Annotated in this window: 16 protein-coding genes and 1 riboswitch; of the genes, 8 read left to right on the top strand and 8 right to left on the bottom strand. The window is 61.9% G+C overall.

The features are described from left to right. Positions 1–6 precede the first annotated feature (6 nt). Positions 7–597 carry a LysE family translocator gene (locus tag BMI01S_RS32105; RefSeq protein WP_028232496.1) on the bottom strand — a complete coding sequence of 197 codons (591 nt, stop codon included), beginning with the start codon at positions 595–597 and terminating at the stop codon, positions 7–9. Positions 598–697: 100 nt separating this feature from the next. Here BMI01S_RS32105 and BMI01S_RS32100 point away from each other — a divergent pair, with 100 nt between their 5' ends. After that, positions 698–1591 (top strand): LysR substrate-binding domain-containing protein, encoded by an 894-nt coding sequence (locus tag BMI01S_RS32100; protein WP_036046640.1) that lies wholly within the window; start codon positions 698–700, stop codon positions 1589–1591. Between the two features lie 862 nt (positions 1592–2453). Beyond that, complete coding sequence (locus BMI01S_RS32095) at positions 2454–2906, top strand: hypothetical protein (protein ID WP_036046637.1); 453 nt, start codon at positions 2454–2456, stop codon at positions 2904–2906. A gap of 80 nt (positions 2907–2986) precedes the next feature. Here BMI01S_RS32095 and BMI01S_RS32090 read toward each other — a convergent pair whose 3' ends face one another. The 3 genes from BMI01S_RS32090 to BMI01S_RS41325 form a co-directional block, all read right to left on the bottom strand. Then, positions 2987–4399: a DNA-binding protein gene (locus tag BMI01S_RS32090; protein ID WP_028214444.1), complete on the bottom strand. Its 1413-nt coding sequence runs from the start codon at positions 4397–4399 to the stop codon at positions 2987–2989. A gap of 284 nt (positions 4400–4683) precedes the next feature. Then, on the bottom strand, positions 4684–6792 hold the full coding sequence (locus BMI01S_RS32085) for a putative bifunctional diguanylate cyclase/phosphodiesterase (RefSeq protein WP_028232499.1): 2109 nt from the start codon (positions 6790–6792) through the stop codon (positions 4684–4686). A gap of 58 nt (positions 6793–6850) precedes the next feature. Next, positions 6851–6994, bottom strand: a complete 144-nt coding sequence (locus BMI01S_RS41325; protein ID WP_154671417.1) for a hypothetical protein — start codon at positions 6992–6994, stop codon at positions 6851–6853. Between the two features lie 321 nt (positions 6995–7315). Between BMI01S_RS41325 and BMI01S_RS32080 the strand changes: the two genes are divergently transcribed. Further along, positions 7316–9163 (top strand): acyl-CoA dehydrogenase, encoded by a 1848-nt coding sequence (locus tag BMI01S_RS32080; protein ID WP_028214446.1) that lies wholly within the window; start codon positions 7316–7318, stop codon positions 9161–9163. 179 nt (positions 9164–9342) lie between these two features. Here the strand turns inward: BMI01S_RS32080 and ugpB are convergent, their stop codons facing one another. Both ugpB and BMI01S_RS32070 read right to left on the bottom strand, forming a co-directional pair. Then, positions 9343–10689 carry a sn-glycerol-3-phosphate ABC transporter substrate-binding protein UgpB gene (gene ugpB / locus BMI01S_RS32075; RefSeq protein ID WP_042291981.1) on the bottom strand — a complete coding sequence of 449 codons (1347 nt, stop codon included), beginning with the start codon at positions 10687–10689 and terminating at the stop codon, positions 9343–9345. Positions 10690–10947: 258 nt separating this feature from the next. Next, entirely contained in the window at positions 10948–11346 is a 399-nt protein-coding gene (locus BMI01S_RS32070) for a VOC family protein (protein ID WP_028214448.1), read from the bottom strand. A 276-nt stretch (positions 11347–11622) separates the two neighbouring features. Then, a riboswitch (yybP-ykoY riboswitch) is annotated at positions 11623–11743 on the top strand. Between the two features lie 152 nt (positions 11744–11895). On the opposite strand from BMI01S_RS32070, the gene BMI01S_RS32065 reads away from it, so the two are divergent. After that, the gene (locus tag BMI01S_RS32065) at positions 11896–12894 is read left to right on the top strand and encodes a sodium:calcium antiporter (protein ID WP_028214449.1); all 999 of its coding nucleotides are present in this window, start codon (positions 11896–11898) and stop codon (positions 12892–12894) included. A 7-nt stretch (positions 12895–12901) separates the two neighbouring features. Here BMI01S_RS32065 and BMI01S_RS32060 read toward each other — a convergent pair whose 3' ends face one another. Continuing rightward, a complete protein-coding gene (locus BMI01S_RS32060; protein ID WP_028232500.1) occupies positions 12902–13990 on the bottom strand; it encodes an HPP family protein in 1089 nt (362 codons plus the stop codon). A gap of 208 nt (positions 13991–14198) precedes the next feature. Then, entirely contained in the window at positions 14199–14384 is a 186-nt protein-coding gene (locus BMI01S_RS32055) for a hypothetical protein (RefSeq protein ID WP_154671418.1), read from the bottom strand. A gap of 2231 nt (positions 14385–16615) precedes the next feature. On the opposite strand from BMI01S_RS32055, the gene BMI01S_RS32050 reads away from it, so the two are divergent. From BMI01S_RS32050 to BMI01S_RS32030, 4 genes are all read left to right on the top strand, one after another. Next, positions 16616–17989, top strand: coding sequence for a replication initiation protein (locus tag BMI01S_RS32050; RefSeq protein ID WP_063619620.1), 1374 nt, complete (start codon positions 16616–16618; stop codon positions 17987–17989). Positions 17990–18862: 873 nt separating this feature from the next. Continuing rightward, positions 18863–19549 carry a ParA family partition ATPase gene (gene parA / locus BMI01S_RS32045; RefSeq protein ID WP_028214452.1) on the top strand — a complete coding sequence of 229 codons (687 nt, stop codon included), beginning with the start codon at positions 18863–18865 and terminating at the stop codon, positions 19547–19549. Continuing rightward, positions 19539–20573 (top strand): ParB/RepB/Spo0J family partition protein, encoded by a 1035-nt coding sequence (locus tag BMI01S_RS32040; protein WP_028214453.1) that lies wholly within the window; start codon positions 19539–19541, stop codon positions 20571–20573. The genes parA and BMI01S_RS32040 overlap by 11 nt, the downstream gene beginning before the upstream one ends. A 504-nt stretch (positions 20574–21077) precedes the next feature. Further along, positions 21078–21494 (top strand): pyridoxal-phosphate dependent enzyme (locus BMI01S_RS32030; protein WP_042291976.1); only part of this gene is annotated, 417 nt, incomplete at its 3' end.

Here is a 21494-nt window from a genome sequence, read left to right as displayed (position 1 = left end):
GAACAGTTACCTCCATGTTTGAATTATGGATGCCGTAAGCAGTGCCCCCATCGCGAGATTGATGGTGCGCCAGTGTCCAGGTGTCCTCAAGAGCTGGGAGAGGAGAACTCCGAGCGAACACCACAACGCGAGCGACATACACGCGGCCACGCCGAACATGGTACCAAGCAGTATCGCGAGCCGGTTCGGAGTGCTCGCGAGCAGCGCGAACGACGCCGCTGCTCCGACTGTCACTGCCCAGCTTTTCGGGTTGAGCCACAGCAGCAGGCAACCCTTAACGAGCGTGATCGGCTGCGCGAGTCCTTTTCCTGCGTTGGGCGACCCACTATGTGCAATGCGCCACGCCAGCCACAGCAAATACGCAGAGCCGAGCGCTTTTACCCCCATCTGCAGTGACGGAAACTCAAGCAAAAGACCACCAAGCCCAAGCCCCGCGATGGCGGCGAGCGATGCCAAGCCTATTGAAATGCCGAGTATTAGCGGAATGGAACGCGAAAACCCGAAATTGGCGCCCGAAGCAGTGGCGAGCGTAGTCGCGCCACCGGGCGTCACTGTCGAGATGACGACAAAGAGAATGAGCGGCAGGATCGAGGTCATTAGTGCAATCCGGATGAGTGTGATCTGCACTGTAAGGACTGCCAGTGCTTTATAAAATCGAATAGTTTTGATGCCGTGCATTACGGTGCATAATGCATTCATGAGCCGAAACCTGGACATCGATCAGATCCGTACCTTTGTCGCCGTTGCCGACAGCGGTAGCATGACGGTTGCTGCGAATCTGCTGCACATGACGCAAGGCGCAGTGAGCCAGCGAGTGAAGCGCCTCGAAGACGAGCTAGATTGCCTTTTGTTCGTGCGCAAGACACGCAGACTGGAGCTGACTCGCCACGGCGAGCAATTCCTCGTCAAGGCTCGCCAGCTACTCCGGCTGAATGACGAAATCTGGACCGATATGACTGGCCGATCACTCCACGGTAGCCTGCGCGTAGGAGTGCCATACGATCTCGTAACGCCGCTTGCGCCCGTGATGAAGGCCTTCGCCGAAGCGCATCCGAAAGTAGAAATTTCGCTAGTATGTGTGGCGTCAGCGGAGTTAAGCGAGGCGGTGAATGGTGGTCGACTGGACGTGGCGCTGGTCGAATATGTTGCGAGCGAAGCCATAGGTGAAGTGATTCGCGTCGAACCGCTGGTATGGGTCACCGCGAATGGCAGTGACGCATCTCGGAAGCGGCCATTACCGGTGTCGATGGTGGATGAGCGCTGCGCGTTTCGTCCGGTGGTGCTCGGTGCGCTCGCGGATGAGGGCATCGCATGGCGCACGGTGTTTGAGAGCGGCAACGTCGAAGCGACTGCTGCAACAGTGCAAGCGGGCCTCGCAGTCACAGCGTGGCTTGCCTCCACCGTGCCCGCCAATCTGGAAGCACTCGCGCCTCACACAGCGGGTTTGCCCCCGCTCCCTGAGTTCGCGATCTGCCTGCAATTGCCCGCGACGGTTGCGCCTGCAGCGCAGGAATTCGCACGCTATGTGCGGAAGTCAATGTCGAATGGCACAGCCACCGCGCACGGGCGTATCGAGAAGGCGGCTACGTGATTGATCGAACGCAAATCGTTCACCTCTAGCGCCTCGCGAGCGCACATTCCGCAGCCAAGGCTCGATGCATGCGAGGCATACCGCTCGCCTCATTAGAAGTACACCTAACTGATACGCCCCGCCCTTCCTTTGACGACTTTGTCCCAATGCGGCTGCCTTACTATGAGAGGAGCCGAATACCTATAATATCCGCCTCGTCGACCGCAGCGCTCGCCGCTTGCGATTCCCGGAAAAGGGAATGCTGCTGTGTCAGCGCGGCGCACACCTCGTGACACAGATTGACACGCTGTTGCCCCCAAGAGACGAGAGCGGCGTGCCGTAGCCCTCACACCCGGACTGCAGTTATCGGCCTCGAAGGTGTCGTTCGGTGCTTGATGACAGAAGCTCCGCGTTGGGTCCTGCTTCGGCCGCTTGCATCCGCAGGCGGTCGGCCATCAAGCGTCAGTTGCACGCATGGCTGTTCCCACAGTCAGGCGTCGGCTACGCCCGGAGACTCGCCCTTCGACGACGCGCAGAGGGGGTCTCAAATGGGAACATCATTCGATCATTTGCAGCCTTCAGCGGCTTCACTGTACGCTTGAGCAAGCTGGCACCCCAAAAAGGGGCTCGACGCCAACTCGCAGATGCGGCGGTTTCTCCACGCAAACCAGGGAAATCAAATGAGACCATTTGGCAAACGAATGACCGGGGGTTCGACACGTTGGCGTTGGCCCGATAAAATAAAATACTCGCCTGGTGGCCGCAAGGCCGCTCCGAACAATCCGCAATCTTCGAGCGTGTGGATTGATTCATTCTCAAAGCTATCTGCAGGTATTCAGAGTTAGCGGTTGTTATCGGGTTAATGATTGGTGCATGGTGGGCCTTGCAGACGTTCATTTTCCAGAATCCCGCGTACTATGAACAGGGTAGAGAAGTAGTCGGCGCCGAACCGGATTTCGTTCGGGCAGATCTATCAGTCCTTCCGCTGGACCCGGTGACAAGGCAGTATGAAGTTACCTTGACGGTTCACAATGCGAGCAAGACCCTGAGTCAGCTGGTAAAACCTGATCTCTTCGTGATCACGTTTTTTAAGCCTACCGAAAAAGAAACGCACACCGCTCATTTCATGTCTCGATCGAATTTCGACGCCGAAATCGACGTCCCCGCCGGCGAATCACGGGACTTTCGATATCTCGCCGAGTTTCCAGGCGATGGCACCTACATATTGGAAATCAATCTTTGCGAAGAACAGCACCATAACTGCCTTGCGCAAAAAATGGTTCACGTATCGCCAAAGGAAATTAATGCGGCCAGTCTGTCTTCGAGCTCGTTTTGAATTTTTGTTGAATGACGACGGCGCGAGAAAACGCCCGATGTGGACGCGACGCGCCGTCGATCATGGACTCGGCCGCATCGTCAGGCGGGCGCGTTTTCGGCGGCCAGCCTGGTCACCATGCCGGTCTTGGTATCGTACCGGTAGCCTTGCTGCTCGAGATGAGCGCTGATCGCTTCGACGACCACCTGCTGCTGGGACTCCTTGAGCAGCAATTCATGCTCGGGCGCGACCTGGCCCAGCTCGGCGGCGAGACGGCGGCTCAACGACGCTTCGCCCGCGCTGCGCGCCTGGACGACGAGCGCCTTTTCGTTGGCCTGGGCCAGTTGCTGCTTCAGTCCGTTCGCATACTCGGACCACCTCTTGATGTTCTCGCGCGCTTCGGCGATCTGCCTGGCGTGCGCTTCGGCCTCGCGCGCGAGCTGCGCCTTCAGCGCTTCGACTTCTTCCGGATCGGCAGCGGCAGCGGTCGGCGACGCCTCGGCTGCGCCATCGTCCGTTGCGCTCTCCGCCGTGCTCTGAGCGAGTTCGTCTGCGCGCCGCTGAGCCGCGTCGGCGCACGCCTGCGCCTCGCTCAAGCTGGCCGAGAGCCGGGCGATTTCGGCGGCGTCGGCGCTGCGCTCATCGGTCAGGGTCGCAAGCTGCGCCTCAATATTCCGCAATTCGGTCGCGGCGGCATCTCGTGCAGCCTGGGCGCCGGCAACCTCTTCCCGCTGCGCCGCGTGCGCGTCCTGCTCGGCCTGCAGGGCCGCGCGAATCGACTCCAGCTCGCCTTCGAGGCGGGCCACCGTTTCGGAATGCGCCGCTTCCAGTGCCGCGCGCTCCGCTTCGTCGTTCTGGCTCGCAACGAGTTCGGCTTGTTCGCTCACCTCGCCCTCACCGGTTGCCGCTTCGGTCGCCTGGCGGGCATGCGCTTCACGCTGGGCGGCCAGTTCCGCGACGGCGCCCTCCAGCTCCGCTTCGAGCGCCGACACGCGCTCCGCAAGCGCCTCGGCGCGTTGCTCCGCAGCGTCGGCCCGTTGCATGGCGAGCGCGATGTCCTCTTCCAGACCCGCCACGGCGTCGGCCTTCGTCTCGTACGCGTGGGTCATCTGATCGAGCTGGACTTGCAGGGCGTCGAGCTCCTGGACAGTGTTTTGCAGCTCTTCGAGCGCGTTGTCGCGCTCGTTGCAGGCATCCTCTACGCGCTCGCGCATCGAAATGAGGCGCCGCGCCACGGCCCGTTCAGCCTCGTCCTGCGCCGACGTCCACAGCCGGTCGAGCGCTTCGCGCATCGTGTCGGTCACGGCTTCCGGCAACGCCGGGCGCTCCACGGCCTGCGGCACGCGCGGCGCGCGTTCTTCGCGCCACTTGCGCAGTGACGCAGCCACCGCGACCACCGAACCGGTGTGGACTTCGGACCAGATGGCCATTGGAGACACCTTCTGGCCCTCGTCTGCCATCCGGTCCGCGATTTCAGCAACCAGTTCGTCCGTGATCGTAATGCTGCTTGACATATCTGCCTCGATAAGTGCGGGTGCGTTTGAACAGATTGTCGGTTACCTGCCTCACGGTTAATCGACCGAAAAGCCGGGGTTAAGGGAGGGTGTTCATGGGATTGCGCCGCCTGGCGCGGATCGCTTCCAGGCCGCGGCCAGAAGCACGGCTGGGAGCCGTCATGGCGGAGCGGCGCCCCCTTCCGGCGCACGCGTGATGGAGTCCGTCGCACGTGGTCGCGTCGCTCAGCGGCGCTTCGTGAGCTACGGCGCAACCGAAATAGCGAGGCAGCGCAGGAAGCGCTTCAGCCCTGCCCCATCTGGATCGCCTGCTCGTCGTCGGTCTGCAGCGAAAGCTGGCCGCTCGCCACGATCTGGCTGAGCGGCGCCGGGCGGCCTAGCAGGAAGCCCTGCACTTCGTCGCAGCCTTCGTCGGCGAGCAGGGAAAGCTGTTCCTTGGTCTCGATGCCTTCGGCCAGCACGGGAATGCCGAGGCTCTTGCCGAGCGCCAGCACCGCGCGAATGATCGCCGTCGCCTCACGGCTCGACTCGGCCTCGCTCACGAACGACTGGTCGAGTTTGATCTTGTCGAACGGGAACGAACGCAACGTGTCGAGCGACGAATAGCCGGTGCCGAAGTCGTCCAGCGCCAGTTTCACGCCGATCGTCTTGATTCGCTGCAGCACGTCGAGCGAGCGGGCGCGGTCCGCGAAGATGGCCGATTCGGTGAGTTCCAGCTCCAGCCGCTCGGGCGCGAGCCCGGTTTCCACCAGCACGGTCTCCACGAGCTTGGGCAAGTCCGCATGCGCGAATTGCACGGGCGAAAGGTTCACGGCCACCTTCACCGGCGGTGACCACGCAACGGCGCGCGAGCAGGCCTCGCGCAGCACCCATGCGCCTATGCCAAGAATGAGACCGTTTTCCTCCGCGAGCGGAATGAATCGCGCCGGCGAAATGAAGCCGAGGCGCGGATGCTCCCAGCGCAGCAGCGCTTCGTATCCGCACACTTCGCCTGTCGCAACGGAAGTCTGCATCTGGTAGTGCACGCTCAACTGCCCGCGCGCAAGCGCCTCGCGCAGATCGTGCGTGAGCGAGCGGCGCGCCCTCGCAACCTCGTCCATCGCGGGCTCGTAAAAGCACACCGAGTGCGAGAGGTCCGACTTCGCCCGGTACATGGCGAGGTCGGCGTTGTTGATGAGCACCGTCTTGTTCGTCGCGTCGTCCGGGTAGATGGCGACGCCGAGGCTCGCGCCCGATAGCACTTCCGCATCGTCGTAGCGCACGGGGCGGTACAGCGCGTCCTGGAGGCGCGAGAGCAGATCCCCGAGCTCGTCGCGCGTGTTGAAACGCATGAGCGCGACGAACTCGTCGCCGCCCACGCGCGCAACGAATTCTCCCTCGCGCACGAGGCTCGCCAGACGCCGTGCGAGGATGCGCAGCACCTCGTCGCCCGCGTGATGGCCGTGCAGGTCGTTGATTTCCTTGAAACGGTTGAGGTCGATGCCGATCAGCGCGAGCTTGCGGGTGTCTTGCGTGCGGGCCAGTTCCGCGTCGATGCGCGCGTTGAAGCTCGCGCGATTGGGCAGGCCGGTGAGCATGTCGCTCATCGCCATCGTGCGCAGATGCTCGACCGATTCGGCGCGCACGCTGTCGTCGAGCAGAAAGCTCACGCAGCCGGCGCCCGCGATCACGAACGCCATGCAGGCCACGGCAAGCGCGAGCGCCTGCAGCGCCGCCGGGTTCGAGAAATGGCCGCCGATTGCGAGTGGCTCGACCTGGAACGCCGTCATGCCGCTGAAGTGAAGCGCGGCGATGGCGAGCGCAAGCACGACCGCTACACGGCGGGCTGGCGCATTGGTGCTCGCACGCATGCTGGCCGCGTTGTCTTGTGCTCGAGCGGCGGCCGCGCCGGCCAGATGCAATGCAAGCGCGCTGATCGCCACCGCGAGCACGAGCGATATCGCGATCCAGCCGCGATGCCAGATGACGATGCCTTCCACGCGATAAGCGAGCATGCCGGCGTAGTGCATGAGCGCGACCGCCAGGCCGACGATCGCGCCGCCCAGCGCGGGCGCCACGCGTGTGAGCCGTTGGGTGACCGGGCTCGTGGCAATGACGAAGCCCGCAAAGCTGCCCGCGAGCGCGATGAGCAGCGACGCGATGGTGAGCACGGGATCGAAGGCGACCGGCACGCCGGGCTCGAAGCCGAGCATGGCGACGAAGTGCGTGCACCAGATATCGGCGGCGGCGACCACGGCCGCGATGAACGACCAGCCGATTCGCTGCAGCGCATGCGTGGAAAACGCGCGCAAGACGAGCCGTGCGGTAACCCACGAACCCGCGCCGCAAATCAGCAGCGCAACGACGACGAGCCACAGGTTGTGCTTGTAGACGACACAGCCCAGAACGCTCATAACGGCAAGGTCTCCTTGTTCACGGCTTGTTCACCCCCCGGGGCGTCGCGCCACGATATCACGACGAAGCGACGAGCCCGAACACGTCTCGCAGCTTCGCGCTCGTCGCTTGCAACGAGAAAAACGCGGCGGCACGCTTGACGACGCGTAGCGAGCCGGGCAGCCGAAGCGACTGCGCGCGGCGAGGCGAGTCTGCCAGCATGAGCGACACTTGAATCAGGATGCAAAGTCGAAGCAGGCGTTATGTGAACGTTAGCGCGGAAGTGGCCGGCGGCTCTCGACGCACGCGAATCAATCGCGCTGCGAAAGAGCCATCGCGTCAACGTGGGCGCCACTCGTTGGCGGGTGCAGCGAAAGAATCGGAACCCGCGCACGAGTTTACGGCGGTGGACCGCGAAACTTCAGGAAGCCCTTTGCATGACAGGCATTTGCAAACTCCAGACTGCTGAAAATACCAATAGTACGGTCGTTCTATTTTCGGTAGGCTGCCCGTCTTCTCTCCGTGATGCGAGACCGTTCCACCATGTCGCTGATCCTTTCCCGCCGCGATCTCAACTTTCTGCTTTATGAATGGCTCGATGTCGAGAGCCTCACGCGCATCGGGCGCTATGCCGACCACGCGCGCGAGACTTTCGACGCCGCGCTCGACACCTGCGAGAAGATCGCCACCGACCTGTTCGCGCCTCACAACAAGAAGAACGATCAGCACGAGCCGCAGTTCGACGGCGAAACGGTGACGATCATTCCCGAGGTGAAGGCAGCGCTCAAGGCGTTCAGCGAGGCAGGCCTGATGGCCGCGGGCCAGGACTATGAGTACGGCGGCATGCAGTTGCCGCTCGTCGTCGAGAAGGCGGGCTTCGCGTGGTTCAAGGGCGCGAATGTCGGCACGAGCGCCTATCCGTTTCTCACCATCGGCAACGCGAACCTGCTGCTCGCCCATGGCAGCGCAAAACAGATCGATACGTTCGTGCGGCCCGAACTGGAAGGCCGCTACTTCGGCACAATGTGCCTTTCCGAGCCGCAGGCCGGCTCGTCGCTCTCGGACGTCGCCACGCGCGCCGACTTCGAGTGTGAGTCGCCGCTCGGCGCGCAATACCGTTTGCGCGGCAACAAGATGTGGATCTCGGGCGGCGAGCACGAGCTTTCCGAAAACATCGTGCACCTCGTGCTCGCGAAGATTCCCGGACCCGACGGCAAGCTCATTCCCGGCGTGAAAGGCATCTCGCTTTTCATCGTGCCCAGGTATCTCGTGAACGAGGACGGCTCGCGCGGCGAGCACAACGACGTCGTGCTCGCGGGCCTCAATCACAAGATGGGGTATCGGGGCACGACGAACTGCCTGCTGAACTTCGGCGAAGGCACGAAGCATACGCCGGGCGGCCGTGCGGGCGCGATCGGGTATCTCGTGGGCGAGCCGCATCATGGACTCGCCTATATGTTCCACATGATGAACGAGGCGCGCATTGGCGTGGGGCTCGGCGCGACGATGCTCGGCTACACCGGTTATCTGCATGCACTCGATTACGCACGCAACCGCCCGCAGGGGCGTTCCCTGGGCGCGGCGGGCAAGGATCCCGCGTCGCCCCAGGTGAGGCTCGTCGAGCACGCCGACGTGCGCCGCATGCTGCTCGCGCAAAAAAGCTACGTGGAAGGGGCGCTCGCGCTCAACCTGTGGTGCGCGAAGCTCGTGGACGAAGCAAACGCGGCAAGCGGCGCCGAGCGTGAGCCGCTCGCGCTGCTGCTCGACCTGCTCACGCCCATCGCGAAGAGCTGGCCCTCGCAATGGTGTCTCGCAGCGAACGATCTCGCCATTCAGGTGCATGGCGGCTACGGCTATACGCGCGAGTACAACGTCGAGCAGTTTTATCGCGACAATCGTCTCAATCCGATCCATGAAGGCACGCACGGCATTCAGGGACTCGACCTGCTCGGCCGCAAGGTCGTCGTGAAGGACGGCGCGGCGCTCAAGATTTTCATGGAGCGCGTAGAGGCCACGCTCGATCGCGCGCAGGCTTCGGGGACCGCCGGCGATGCCGCCCACGCGCGCGCGCTTCAGGCGGCGCTGCAGCGCCTGGCGGAGGTTACGCGCCAGCTTTGGGCAGCGCGCGATCTGGCGGTGACGCTCGCCAATGCGTCCGTCTACCTGGAAGCGTTCGGCCATGTGGTCATGGCGTGGGTATGGCTCGAACAGGCGCTGGTCGCGCGCGCGGCGCTCGCGAAGACGAGCGGCGAAGACGCGGACTTCTATCGCGGCAAGCTGGCCGCCGCGGCTTACTTCTTCGCGTGGGAGCTGCCGAAGACGGGCGCGCAGTTCGATCTGCTCGCCTCGCTCGATCGCACCACGCTCGACATGCAGGACGCGTGGTTCTGAACACGCTGCCTCCCCTTCGGGTGCGAGTGGCGGCGCGCCGCCATCGCACTGCGGGCGGCCCGCTACCTTGCCGACAAAAGCACAGCGCCCCGAAGGACTGGACCGGAGTCCGCTCCCGGGCGCTGTCTATCCGTCGCGAGGCAGGCGTCACTCCGTCGCGTCACCTCGTCCGCTACGGGTTAGTTCGCTGCCTGCTGCTCGAAACGCCGGAGCAGCTCGTTGCCGCGCGAATTGGCCGAGTCGAGTGCCTGCTGCGGCGTCTTGCTGCCCGTCCAGACCTGTTCGAGCTCTTCGTCCACGATCGTGCGGATCTGCGGCATGTTGCCGAGGCGCAGCCCCTTGGTCCACTGCAGCGGCGGTTTGTTGAGCATTTGCTTCGTGGCCGTATCCGCGCCCGGGTGTGATGCGTAAAAGCCCTGCTGCTGCGTGAGTTCGTAGGCTGCCTTCGTCACCGGGAGATAGCCCGTGTCCTGATGCCACTTCGCTGCGACGGCCGGCGAGCTCAGGTAGGCGAGGAACTTCGCGACGCCCTTGTAGACCTCGGGATTCTTGCCGCCCAGCACCCACAAGCTCGCGCCGCCGATGATGGCGTTCTGCGGCGCGCCCTTCACGCTCGGGTCGTACGGCATCATGCCGGTGCCGAAGTTGAACTTCGCATACTTCTGCACGTTCGCAAGCGCGCCCGACGAGCCCATCATGATGCCGCAATCGCCGCTATAGAACTTGGCGGTGGCTTCGTCCTTGCGGCCCACGTAGGTGAAGGTGCCCTGCTTCGCCATGCTCTGCAGGAAGGCAATGTGCGCGACCTGCAGCGGCTTGTTGATTTCCAGCTGCGCGTCGAGCCCGTCGAAGCCGTTGTTGCGCGTCGCGATCGGCGCACCATGCCATGCGCTGTAGTTCTCGATCTGAATCCAGCCCTGCCAGCCCGTGGTGAAGCCGCAGTTCATGCCCGAGGCCTTGAGCTTCGCGGCGGCCTCGGCGACTTCGGGCCAGGTCTTCGGGGGCGCCTCGGGCAGGCCAGCCTTCTTGAAGGCGTCGCGGTTGTAGTAGAGCACCGGTGTGGAACTGTTGAACGGCATCGACACGAGATGGCCTGTCTTCGCGTCGCTGTAGTAGCTCGCGATGGTCGGCACGAACGCCTTTTCGTCGAGCGGCACGCCGGCCGTCTTCATCACGTCGTACACGGGCAGCACGGCCTTTTTCGCGTTCATCATCGTAGCGGTGCCGACTTCGTACACTTGCAGGATCGCGGGCGCGTCGCCACTGCGATACGCCGCGATGCCGGCGGCGAGCGTCTGGTCGTAGGTGCCCTTGAAGACGGGCACGATCTTGTATTCGCTCTGCGACGCGTTGAACTGCTGCGCGATCGCGTTCACGCGCTCGCCAAGTTCGGACTCCATGGCATGCCAGAACTGGATTTCGGTAGCGGCATGCGCGGCCTGCGCCCCGCCCGCGAGCAGCAAGGCGGTCACGAGCGTGCGAAAGCGGCCGCGCGAAGCTGCGCGTCGTATCTTGTGCATTTTCATCTGGGTCTTCTTCCTGTTATTGATCGTCGTCCCCGCGAAGGCGCGCTGATCACGCCTCGCTCGGGACTTTGGTTCAGGACTTCGCTTTTCGACTTCGACTTCGACTTCGATACGCCGGGCCGTCCGCCGGCGATCGCGGTTGCATTGCCTTCCTGCGACCGCGCGCAACCCTTCAGCACCTTCGGCCCAAGGCCGGGCAAGCGTAGCACAGCGTATCGGACACTCGTGTGATGCGCCCTCCGATGGCCCGTCGCCCGGTCAAGTGTCGGCCGGATCGTGACAGCAAACACAGAGCTTGTTGCCTTCGGGGTCGCGAAAGTACGCGCCGTAGTAGTTCGCGTGATAGTGGGGGCGCAGGCCTGGCGCGCCTTCGTCCGTGCCGCCATGCGCGAGCGCGGCGGCGTACGCCGTGTCCACCGCATCACGCGAAGGCGCAAGCAGCGCGACCATCTGCCCATTGCCGGGCTGCGCAGCGTTGCCGTCCCACGGCCTGCCGACCAGAAAAAGCGGCCGCTCCACGCCGGGCTCCATCCAGCCCGCCCAAGGATAGTCGGGCTCGCGGAATTTCAGCGCGAAGCCCAGCGTTTGCATGATCGGCGAATAGAACCTGAAGGCCCGTTCGAAATCGTCCACCCCGATGTATACATGCGAAATCATTGCCATCCGCTGCTCCATTTCTCACGCAAGCACCCAGAGTACCTGGCTATGCTAAACGACTATCAAGCTATACCGAAGAAAAAATGCGCCGCCGCTGGGCAACGGCCTGTCTGGTTTTCACATCGTCCCGGCAAAGCGTTATGCATAATCGCCGCTGGCTGTCGGCCGACTTCACAGGCAGGCGATGAGGATTGCCGACGTGAGCCACATTCCCGTCCCGCCTGGCGGTCGAGCGCGCCCAAAATCGTTCACCGCCACGAAGTTCGGCTATAATCGCCCCCTGTCTTAGGGGAGTAGTCTGCAGCGCCTGCTCGGGCGTTGCGCCGCCGTCAACATAATTGGTGCAAGTGCACCATGGCGTCGGCAGCCGTGTTGCAATTCACTGCAATGCGCGGCCTGACGAGACCTATGACGTTTTCCCTTTCACCCGGGCCGGGCGAAGGGAAGCGTCATGGTTTCGGTGCCCGGCTCGCAGATAACGGCAAAAACAATGATTCGCCCCCCGCATAGCGCCACGCATCGTCCCATTTCCGCCTCGGAGCGCTCGTCATGATCCTGACGTTCGCGCTCCTCATTGCCTCGGCCGGCATCATCTATCTGTCGTGCGAGACCTTCGTCAATAGCGTCGAATGGCTCGGCAACAAGCTGAAGGTCACGCAAACCGCCACCGGCACGATTCTCGCAGCATTTGGCACCGCGCTGCCCGAGAGCGTGGTTACCTTGGTCGCCGTGGCGTTCGGCGGCGATCCTGCCCACAAGGAAATCGGCGTGGGCGCCGCAATCGGAGGCCCGCTCGCGCTCAGCACGATCGCGTACGCCGTCGTGGGCGTCGCGCTGCTCGCGACCGCCGCGCGCGTGGGCCGCGAGCGCGCAGCCATCGTCGATGTGAATACGCGCCGCCTGCGTCGCGACCAGTTGTGGTTCCTCGCGATCTTCGTCGCGAAGATCGCGCTCGGGCTCGTAGTGTTCAGCTTCAAACCGATGCTGGGCGTGGCCTTCCTCGCCGCCTACGCGTTCTACTGCTGGAAGGAGCTTTCGGCCGAAGACGGCGGCGAAGTGGAAGGGGATCTCGAACCGCTGAAGCTGCGCCCGCACGACGACAATCCGGGCATGATGTGGATTCTGCTACAGACGATGGGCGCCCTCGTGGTGATCTTCGCGGCCTCGCATCTGTTCGTGCAGCAGATCGGCGCGGTGGGACCCTGGCTCGGCCTGAGCCCCCAGTTGACGGCCCTGCTCTTCAGCCCGATCGCAACCGAGCTGCCCGAGATCATGAACGCGATCATCTGGGTGCGCCAGGGCAAGGAGCGGCTGGCACTGGCGAACATTAGTGGCGCGATGATGATCCAGGCCACCATCCCCACGGCGTTCGGGCTCTTCTTCACGCCCTGGCATCTCGGCACGCCGTCGATTCTTGCGGCCGTGACGACCATGGTCGCCATCCTGTTCCTGCAGTGGTCGTTTCGCGCACCGAAAGTGCGCAGCCGTCAGCTCACGCATGTCGGCTGGCTCTATGCGGTGTTCGCGGCGTTACTGTTCGTGGTGTGATGCGATCTCAGCCCGCGGCTGCGCCCTGCGCGGCGCCTGCGTGGTGATGGAGCCAGCGGATCATGTCCGAATGCCTGACTACGCCCACCAGCCTCCGGGCATCGTCCATCACCGGGATGTCGTGGTAGGCGTGCTCGATGAAGATCGGCACGAGATGCGCGAGCGGCGTGGCGCGATGGACTGCGTGCACGCCGGCCGCCATCACGGCCTCCACCGTTTCCTCGACGCGCGCCGACTCGCGCAGCACTGCGCGGCGCAGCCCGGCCCAGAAGCGCCTTAGACCCTCGGGCGGCGCCAGATCGCCGAGCGCGTGATGCGCGACCACGCCAACCACGCGGTCCATGGCGTCGACCACGGGCAGCGTCGAAGCGCCATGCCGGCGGAACATCTCGTGCGCAGCCCGTGCACCCATCGTCGCGGGTACGGCGGGACAACCCATCGACATGATCTCCTCACAAGTTAGTTGTTCGAACGATTTGCGCGGAGAATCGACCGGCTCCAGAAGGTGTTGTGTGAGCGTGGCAACCGGCAAGACTGCCGCCTCGGGCGTCGGGCGAAACGCCGCACGCGGATAGCGGTGTCCGGTCAAGGCGTGGAATGCAAGCGCGGCGCTAAGCAAGGCGATGGACTGGAATGCAATCGGCACGAGCACGAAGTGAAAGCCGAGCGCGTGGACAGCGGGCCCCCCGAGCACGGCGGTCAGCGCGACGGCGCCTGAAGGCGGATGCACGCAGCGGCACAGGAACATCACGCAGATCGCCAGCGCGACCGCCACGGAGGCCGAGGCGACCGGCGACGCGATCCATTGCGCGCACGCCACGCCGACCAGCGCAGAGACGAAGTTGCCGCCGAGAATCGACCACGGCTGCGCAAGGGGGCTGTCCGAGGCACCGAACAACAGCACCGCCGATGCGCCCATGGGCGCGACGAGCAGCGGAATGTCGCCAGCCGCGCCGAAGACCATGTGCGTGGCGAGCCCTGTGAAGGCAATACCGATGAGCGCTCCGCCGCAACGCCGTGCCCGCTCGCTCCACCGCGGCGCGGCCGGGTTGGGCACGAAACTCGTCAACCATTCGTAGATCGCGGTGCGGGTCATGGCTTGCTGGGCACTGACTGGTCGGGATATCGGCCAGATTACCGACGCACGCCACATATCAACAATTGATATTTTTGTGCATACATATAATTCATCCTGTATGCATGTTTGGCGTTCGGGAATTCCCAGCGTCGATTCCCTTCGGGAATTGCGAATCGAACGGCCTGGATCTATCTCATGAAGTCAGAGACTCGTTCGGCTCGGTCATTCACGTGAGTTCGTTGGACAGGAAGCTCCTCACAACGCGCGCAAGAATGGACTCCCCCATTTCGCAGGCAAACGCCAGGAACTGCGCGCTACGAACGGGACCATCGGCTTCCTTCGCGTCGCCCGGACCGCGGTGCATCACGAACTGGTTCGGGACGGACGGGATGGTCGGCAGGTGGGCGCGCATTCCACACTCCCCGCGCATGAAGTGCGCCAGGACTCCCGACCAATAAATGAACGCCCAGGTGACGGTGACCTGAAAGTAACACCCGTGGCTCGGGCGCTGTCAGGTAACCGGTTCCCACAAATGGTTACCTCTCACGGCTCGCTCAATGGCGCTCACCTGCGCGCGTGATTCGGTCGGATGCGCCATTCGAGTGCCGGCACCCGTTGTTGCCGCCGGATGGTTGCGAAGCCGCAGCGCGTTTGGGGCGCGCCGATCCAGGTTTGGTACCTGGCGACAGTGGACTCGTTGCAGTGCGCGCTTGAGTCAAGCAGCGACGCGCGAGCAACGTGCGCAGGTGCACGAGCGGCGCGCAGGCCGTTTGCAGTGCCATCGCACGGGCCGCACTTCGCGCATCCGGCGCTTGTCACTCGTCGAGTATCTGGTTTCAAGAGGTGGGCGGGAGAATGAATGGTCGGCTCGCGCACGAACCAACGACTTGGCGATCCTGATGCTGTCGTACCCAATCATTGGTTGTCGCTCTCGACGCATCGGCATCGCGGCAATGAAGAATGGATCATCTTCGTAAGTCTGTGGACGCACATCTTGTAGTGGACGAGCGGCCGCACGGGGGAGACGACGCGATTCCGCTGATACCAGGATCGCCCGGCAACGTCTCGCGGGCGTGTAGCGCCGCAAAAGCCTTCCGCAAGGCACGGCGTTCGCGGCAACCTTGCCGGGGAGTCAGGGCTGGGACTGGCGCGCATCCAGGTCACCGTTGCGTTTGATGCAGTGCACCTTAGGCACGATTGTCATCATCCCGGATGATGGTCAATCGTGCACCTTGGCAGTTCCCATAGTTGGTGACCTGAGTGAGGTAACCGCTGGTGGTGGCCGTCCTTGGCTCGCGACGCAGATGCAGTGACGGCATCGTCCGATGCCGAGGCGCGAAATCGCTCCGCGTGAGCCCTGGTCGGCGTCGAGCCAGGTCCGGGCATAGGTCCCGGCTTCGAGGACGCCCACCGTATCCCATAGCCCGTTACCTTTGAGCCGGAAGAGCCCCATACGTTGAGACCATTAGGTATGGATTCGCATCAAAACAGCCACTTACGTCGTTAAGTGCATGTCGAATATCAGATGTAGCACGGTCAGGTGGCTGCCTATGGTGTCTGTAGAGCCTTTGTAGACCGGGAAGGTAACCAGGAATGGGACAACGGCAGTTGGTGACCACTCACATGCATTAAGGTCGCCGGTTTTGGGAGACGTCTTTCCTGGCGAGCGCGTGTTTCAGTGTTTACCTTTTACGCTTTAACAACTTTAGTAAACCTTTAGACGCCGCAAAGCCTTACCAGGCAAGGGTTTCCGGCCGATTTGGTGGCGGTTTATGGGATTTGAGGTACCGGGCATGGGAAGTTCGGGTTGTGGATATGGGACTTCGGTAGCCGAACATGGGGTTTGCAGGTTGTGGATATGGGGAGAAGGTCTCCCGCTGTGGGAAAAGCCCCGTTTTTGATCCGAGGTAGCGGGTTATGGGAAACGGAAAAGGTCGCCGCTTATGGGACGCGTCGAGCAACCGGCGCCTCATGATCGGTCCTCAGCCCGTAATTCGGGTGACCTGTTATGGGGGTTCCGTTTAGGTAACCGGTTATGGTGGTGTCTCGTCGGGAAGCCATGGATGCTTTCTGGATGGGAGAAGCGGATTCCCGCATGGAGCCTTGCTCCTGGTTGAAGGTTGCAAGGCTAAGGTAGCAGGCTATGGGATTTTCCATGGGTAACCGGTTATGGGTGCTCCGTGTAAGTCTGCGACTTTTGAGGCCTGTGGGCCTCAATCTTTGGGTCTCCAGTTATGGGAGCGGCTCGAGGTCACCACTTATGGGGGCTAGCGGCCGCTCCATGCAAACGAGCGCAGGCAGCCGCGAATCGGCGGAACGGCACATCGATAACTCCCATGGACGGTTACCTGTGGGAGACCTTGACGAAAAGTGAGTACTTACATCCGCCATTGAGGTCGCTGATTATGGGAGATCGTTCGGCGCGATCTGTCGCAAAGGTATCTGGTTTTGGGATCGTGTGTGAGGCCGAGGGCAAGCGCCTGCAACGCGGTCAAGCGATCCACGGAATTGGGAATCGCCGCTTGTCAATGCTCATCGCGCCTCAATGTCGTCGTGCGTCACGATCGCGTTTGCGGCCTTGAGTCACCTGGTCGGTTGGTATACAGTTACCAACCGACCAGGTTCCCTTTCAACGTGGGTCATATGGCAAGAAAAAAGGCCGATGCCGGCGACGCCGACAAACAAGGTGCACTCATATTCCAGCAAGGCCAGCCGCCTGATCTGTTCCGCAAGGCCGTCCCGGCGATTCACATCGCACCAAAGTCCGGGTCGATCAGTCTGCAGCAACGCAAGATGTTCAGTTCGCTGATCAAGAACGCTATTCGCCAGGATTCGCTCGAAGCCGGCCGCTCGTCGTTCGAGATCACGATCTCCGCCCTCTCCCAGGACGTCGATCTCAACAGCAACAACACTGAGTACGTCAAGGAAACGATCAACTCGCTCATCAGCACGGTCGTCAACTGGGACTACCTGACTCAGGATAAGCGCAGCATCTGGAAAGCATCGGGTCTGCTTGCCGGAGCCGAACTCGAGCGGTCGGTTTTGCGCTACACCTTCTCCGAGCAGATTCGCGGTGAACTGCTCAATCCTGAAATCTACGCGATGATCGATATGCGCATCACGCGTCAGTTCAGAAAGGCGCATTCGCTTGCACTTTGGGAAAACGTCGTCCGGTACGAAGCCGTGGGCATGACGGCGCGGTTTCCGCTCGCGACCCTGCGGGATCTGATCCTCGGCCAGGATACTTCGGCGCAATCTTACAAGCTCTACAAGCAGTTCAAGAGCCGCGTGCTGTTGCCCTGCATTAAGGAAGTCAACGAGATTTCGGATCACACGTTCGAACTCATCGAGCACAAGGTGGGACGCTCAGTCGTCGCCCTGCAGTTCCGTGTCGCTCGCAAGCCCGAGACCGATCCGTCGCAGGAATTGCGCGCAAACGAGACGCTGCTGATCGGCGAAATGTCGAAATTCAGCATCCCGGTTTCCGAAGCGCGGCGCTTGCTCAAGCAGTACGGCGACGAAAAGATTCGTACGGCGATCGCCTATACCGCTGCGCGCGTAGCGCAGAAAAACGCGGCGCCGCTGGCGAACGTTGCGGCGTACTTCCGCAAGGCGCTCATGCAGGGCTACCAGTTGCCCGGGGCCAATGCCGCAGCGCCCGCAGCCGACGCCGGCCGCGCACGCGAAAGCCAGGATCAGGTGAAGGACCGTTACATCGCAGCGAAGATCAACGAGGCGCGCGCCTACTTCAATGAACTCGAGTACGACGACCAGACTGCGCTGATCAAACGCTACAACGAGACTGTCGGCATGGACAAGCTCAAGGTCTCGACGGCGAAGGTACCGAGCAAGATGGCGTCGACGAATTTCTTCCGCTGGGTAGTGCTCGATACCTGGGGGCAACCGACCGCTGCTGACCTGCTCGAATTCCTCTTGAGTGGACAACAGGCGCCGGCGGCCGGCGAAGGCCAGCAGACTGCGGACGTCGAACTCGCTCTGAAGGCCCGAAACGAGTGAAATCGATCGAACAAAGGGAAAGCGGCTTCGGCCGCTTTTTTTTTTGCCCAACGCTTTCAGGGGATGGGAGAGCGCACGCTAGAATATTTGCGTAAATATAGCTACAAGAGATTTGTAGGCTTATATGGGCGTCGTGAAGTTTCGCGGACGCACCCTTATCGGACTACGGGGGTGTTCGTTAAGATGACTTCACTATTGCATTGGGTTGACGGCCGTCTCCACGTGGAGATTGCTGGCGATCCCATCAAATGACAGCGCTCGAATTTCACACCCGGTCACCACTATTGGGACAACATTCCCGTGAGCGGTAGTGATTCGCTTGCGCGTCCCGCTTTCGCACAAAGGTGGAACCCTGCGCGCCAATCGATCCTCTCCACGTGGAGAACATTGATGAATGCCCAATCGGATCGATACCAATTCGTTGCAGCACCATCACACGATTGCCCATATGCGGTCTTCGAATCTCCACGTGGAGATTCGAATGCGTTTCCCAGTGCGGCCGGTACCAAGGGTTCTTCAATTGCCCTCGCGTATGTTGATTTTTACTACCGTCACACGCACAGCTAGCGGCAGCCAAGAGATCGAACGATTCCGCCGATAAGGCTCGATGTCGCTATCCGATCTCCACGTGGAGATAGTTGCTACGACACTCGCGCCGCTTCACGATCTAGTGGATCTCGGTGAGTGAGAGGGACGTCAGAGTTCGTCTCGCAGTTATCCGAACCGCCATCTGGTTGTGATGGGACAACGCTTGAGGCGGGAAATCCTAGAATTTACTTTAAGTTACCGCTAGACTCCCGAATGACTTGCTGGAGTCTCCACGTGGCGAGTGTGGAGATCTGCCCGCTGTTGAACAATTCCATGGAGAAGCGAATGGGTCTCGTGATAGCCGTAGCGAATCAAAAAGGCGGGGTTGGCAAAACCACGACCAGCATGAACCTGGCTGGGGCGTTTCAGGCCGAGGGCTATAAGGTGTATGTGGCCGATGCCGACGGGCAGCAATCGTGCATGAGCTGGTGCGCGGCGGCCGGACCCGAGACGCCTCTGCCATTCCGCGTTGGGAGCATTCACAAGCTCGAGAAAATGATCGGGCCGGAAATCTCAGCACTAGCGAATGACTACGACGTAGTCATCGTCGACTGCCCGCCCAACATCAATGACCTGACAACTGCGCGCGTTCTGGCCGTAGCCGATGCCACGATCATCCCAACCGATGCGTCGCCGATCGACATCTGGAGTAGCGAAGGGATGATGGAACTGGTCGAGCGCACCCGAGTTGCCAATCCGGCTGGTAAATTCGCGATTTTGCTGAATAAATCAAATTCAAAGACACTTTTGCATACGCAGATGAGCGCCATCCTTGCGGAGAGCAATGTTCGGGTTTTCTCCGCCACCATCAAGCAACGCGAGCTTTATCGACAGACAGCAGCGCTTGGCCGCACGGTTTTCGATGTTCGGGGCGTGCGTGGGATGAAAGTCGCGAAGGACGAGATCAACGCGGTCTACAACGAAATCATTGCGCTGGTGCAGGAAGAAGAGGAGGTTGTCGATGGCCGCTAAGCTCAATTTCACCAGTAAGGTTCGTGCGGGCATGGCGGCCGAGCGCGCCTCGGCCGGAGAGCGTCTCGCCGAGGCAGATGTCGTCAACATCGCGCAACGGGACGCGGGCGCCCCCAACGCCCCGGACACCGTGGCAACGCCAGCCGCACCGCCATCGGACAGCGTCGACGCACCGCTTTCTTTGCATGCGGTCCGGAAAATCCCCGTCGACGATGTCGTCTCCAATCCCTACAATCCTCGCGCGTTCTACAGCGCCGAAACGATCGACGAACTGGCCGGGAGCTTTGCCACGCAAGGGCAAATTACCCCAATCCTGGTCACGAAACTCTCGGCGTTCCCCGGCCAATATGTAATCGTCGATGGCGAGCGCCGCATTCGCGCGGCACGTTCGCGCGGTGACAAGTTCATCGATGCCGATGTCCGCGAGGGCCTCGATAACCAGAACCTGTACCTGCGCGCCTATCACGCCAACAAGGAGCGCGAGGAGCAGACGGTATTCGACGACGCGCTCGCATGGAAGAAGTTGCTCGACGATCGAGTCTATGTCGACCAGGTCGAGCTGGGCGTGGCCGTGGGCGAAGACCCGAAGCACATCAGCAAGGTCATTTCGCTCACATCTCTGCCGCCTTATTTGCTTCAGCGAATGGCGCAGAATCGTAAGGACGTCGGGCTCGGACACGCCTACAACATCAAATTGATTTTTGATCGCGCGGGTGCAACGGTCGCGGAGCATTGGCTTCAGCAGGTGATCGAAGGAAAGGCGAGCGTGCGCAAGCTAGAGGCGGCGGCTTCGGCCGAAGCAGGCGCGCGCCGCGTTGGTCCGCGCCGCACGCATTACCAGTCTCGCGTTCAGTTCAGTCGCCCGGACGGCGTCGCGCTGGGCGAATTGAAACTGTTCGGTGACGGGCGTGCGGAATTGAGCCTGAAAGGTATCGCGGCCGCTGACCAGCAACGACTCGCGGAGCGTGTGAAGGCAGTGGTCGAGCAGTGGGCTTCAGAAATGAATACCTCAGGCGCGGAGTGAGTCTCACGCTCGTTTGCGGACGAGCAACAGGGAAGGGCGTTTGAAGCCCTTTTTTGTTCGCGGCGCAGCCAGCAAGATCGGCACGGGGTCGAATGCGTGAAACAAGCCCCGCAGCCCGTCTGGGAAAAGAATTTCAAGAGAAATCAAAGGCTTAGTCGAGATTTTCGAGAATGTTTCACGAAAGATGAGCGCCGGGAGGAGATTAATCTGGATTCTTTGCGCGTCTTTCCCACAAGACATCCACCCTCCTTGAGAAACGTATCAAATGAAACGTAACTTGTAGTAAATCATCAGTCGTTAAACGCTGGCAATTGACAGCTTTCGACCGCCAGGTCATTCTTGCTCAAATGAACTGCCACCCCGTTACGATCGCGCTGATTATTCGCACCATTCAACGAATGGTGGGTTAGCGTACGTCCGGCAGCAGTGACAACAACCCGCCCCACGAGGCGGGTTTTTTATTTCCGCCTCCTGGCCAAAACGAAAGTGAGTACAGGAGCCGTCATGCAGGTGCACCGAAACCATTCCGCCACCCACGCAAGCGAAGCCGCCGCGCGCGTGCAGTCCCGACACGTCGAAAGCGACTATCTCCGGAAAATCCTCACCGCCCGCGTCTACGACGTCGCCCGCGAGACAGAACTCGAACGCGCCCCGAACCTCTCGGCGCGCCTGCGCAACGCGGTGTTCCTCAAGCGCGAGGACAACCAGCCGGTGTTCTCCTTCAAGCTGCGCGGCGCCTACAACAAGATGGCGCATCTCACGCCCGCGCAGCTCGAGCGCGGCGTGATCACCGCCTCGGCGGGCAATCACGCGCAGGGCGTGGCGCTTTCGGCGGCCAGGCTCGGCGTGAAGGCCGTGATCTGCGTGCCCGTCACCACGCCGCAAGTCAAGGTCGATGCGGTGCGCGCCCATGGCGGCGCG

The sequence above is a fragment of the Paraburkholderia mimosarum LMG 23256 = NBRC 106338 genome, from assembly GCF_000739815.1.
In the GTDB taxonomy this organism is placed as follows: Bacteria; Pseudomonadota; Gammaproteobacteria; order Burkholderiales; family Burkholderiaceae; genus Paraburkholderia; species Paraburkholderia mimosarum.
The sequence above is the reverse complement of the archived record's forward strand: the minus strand, read 5'-3'. Positions and strand labels throughout refer to the sequence as shown.

Bases quoted from the DNA above. Each gene is read 5' to 3' on its own strand.
- BMI01S_RS32105 (WP_028232496.1), bottom strand. From the start codon at position 597: ATGACCTCGATCCTGCCGCTCATTCTCTTTGTCGTCATCTCGACAGTG.
- BMI01S_RS32100 (WP_036046640.1), top strand. From the start codon at position 698: ATGAGCCGAAACCTGGACATCGATCAGATCCGTACCTTTGTCGCCGTT.
- BMI01S_RS32090 (WP_028214444.1), bottom strand. From the start codon at position 4,399: ATGTCAAGCAGCATTACGATCACGGACGAACTGGTTGCTGAAATCGCG.
- BMI01S_RS32085 (WP_028232499.1), bottom strand. From the start codon at position 6,792: ATGAGCGTTCTGGGCTGTGTCGTCTACAAGCACAACCTGTGGCTCGTC.
- BMI01S_RS41325 (WP_154671417.1), bottom strand. From the start codon at position 6,994: ATGCTGGCAGACTCGCCTCGCCGCGCGCAGTCGCTTCGGCTGCCCGGC.
- BMI01S_RS32080 (WP_028214446.1), top strand. From the start codon at position 7,316: ATGTCGCTGATCCTTTCCCGCCGCGATCTCAACTTTCTGCTTTATGAA.
- ugpB (WP_042291981.1), bottom strand. From the start codon at position 10,689: ATGAAAATGCACAAGATACGACGCGCAGCTTCGCGCGGCCGCTTTCGC.
- BMI01S_RS32070 (WP_028214448.1), bottom strand. From the start codon at position 11,346: ATGATTTCGCATGTATACATCGGGGTGGACGATTTCGAACGGGCCTTC.
- BMI01S_RS32065 (WP_028214449.1), top strand. From the start codon at position 11,896: ATGATCCTGACGTTCGCGCTCCTCATTGCCTCGGCCGGCATCATCTAT.
- BMI01S_RS32060 (WP_028232500.1), bottom strand. From the start codon at position 13,990: ATGACCCGCACCGCGATCTACGAATGGTTGACGAGTTTCGTGCCCAAC.
- BMI01S_RS32055 (WP_154671418.1), bottom strand. From the start codon at position 14,384: ATGCGCGCCCACCTGCCGACCATCCCGTCCGTCCCGAACCAGTTCGTG.
- BMI01S_RS32050 (WP_063619620.1), top strand. From the start codon at position 16,616: ATGGCAAGAAAAAAGGCCGATGCCGGCGACGCCGACAAACAAGGTGCA.
- parA (WP_028214452.1), top strand. From the start codon at position 18,863: ATGGGTCTCGTGATAGCCGTAGCGAATCAAAAAGGCGGGGTTGGCAAA.
- BMI01S_RS32040 (WP_028214453.1), top strand. From the start codon at position 19,539: ATGGCCGCTAAGCTCAATTTCACCAGTAAGGTTCGTGCGGGCATGGCG.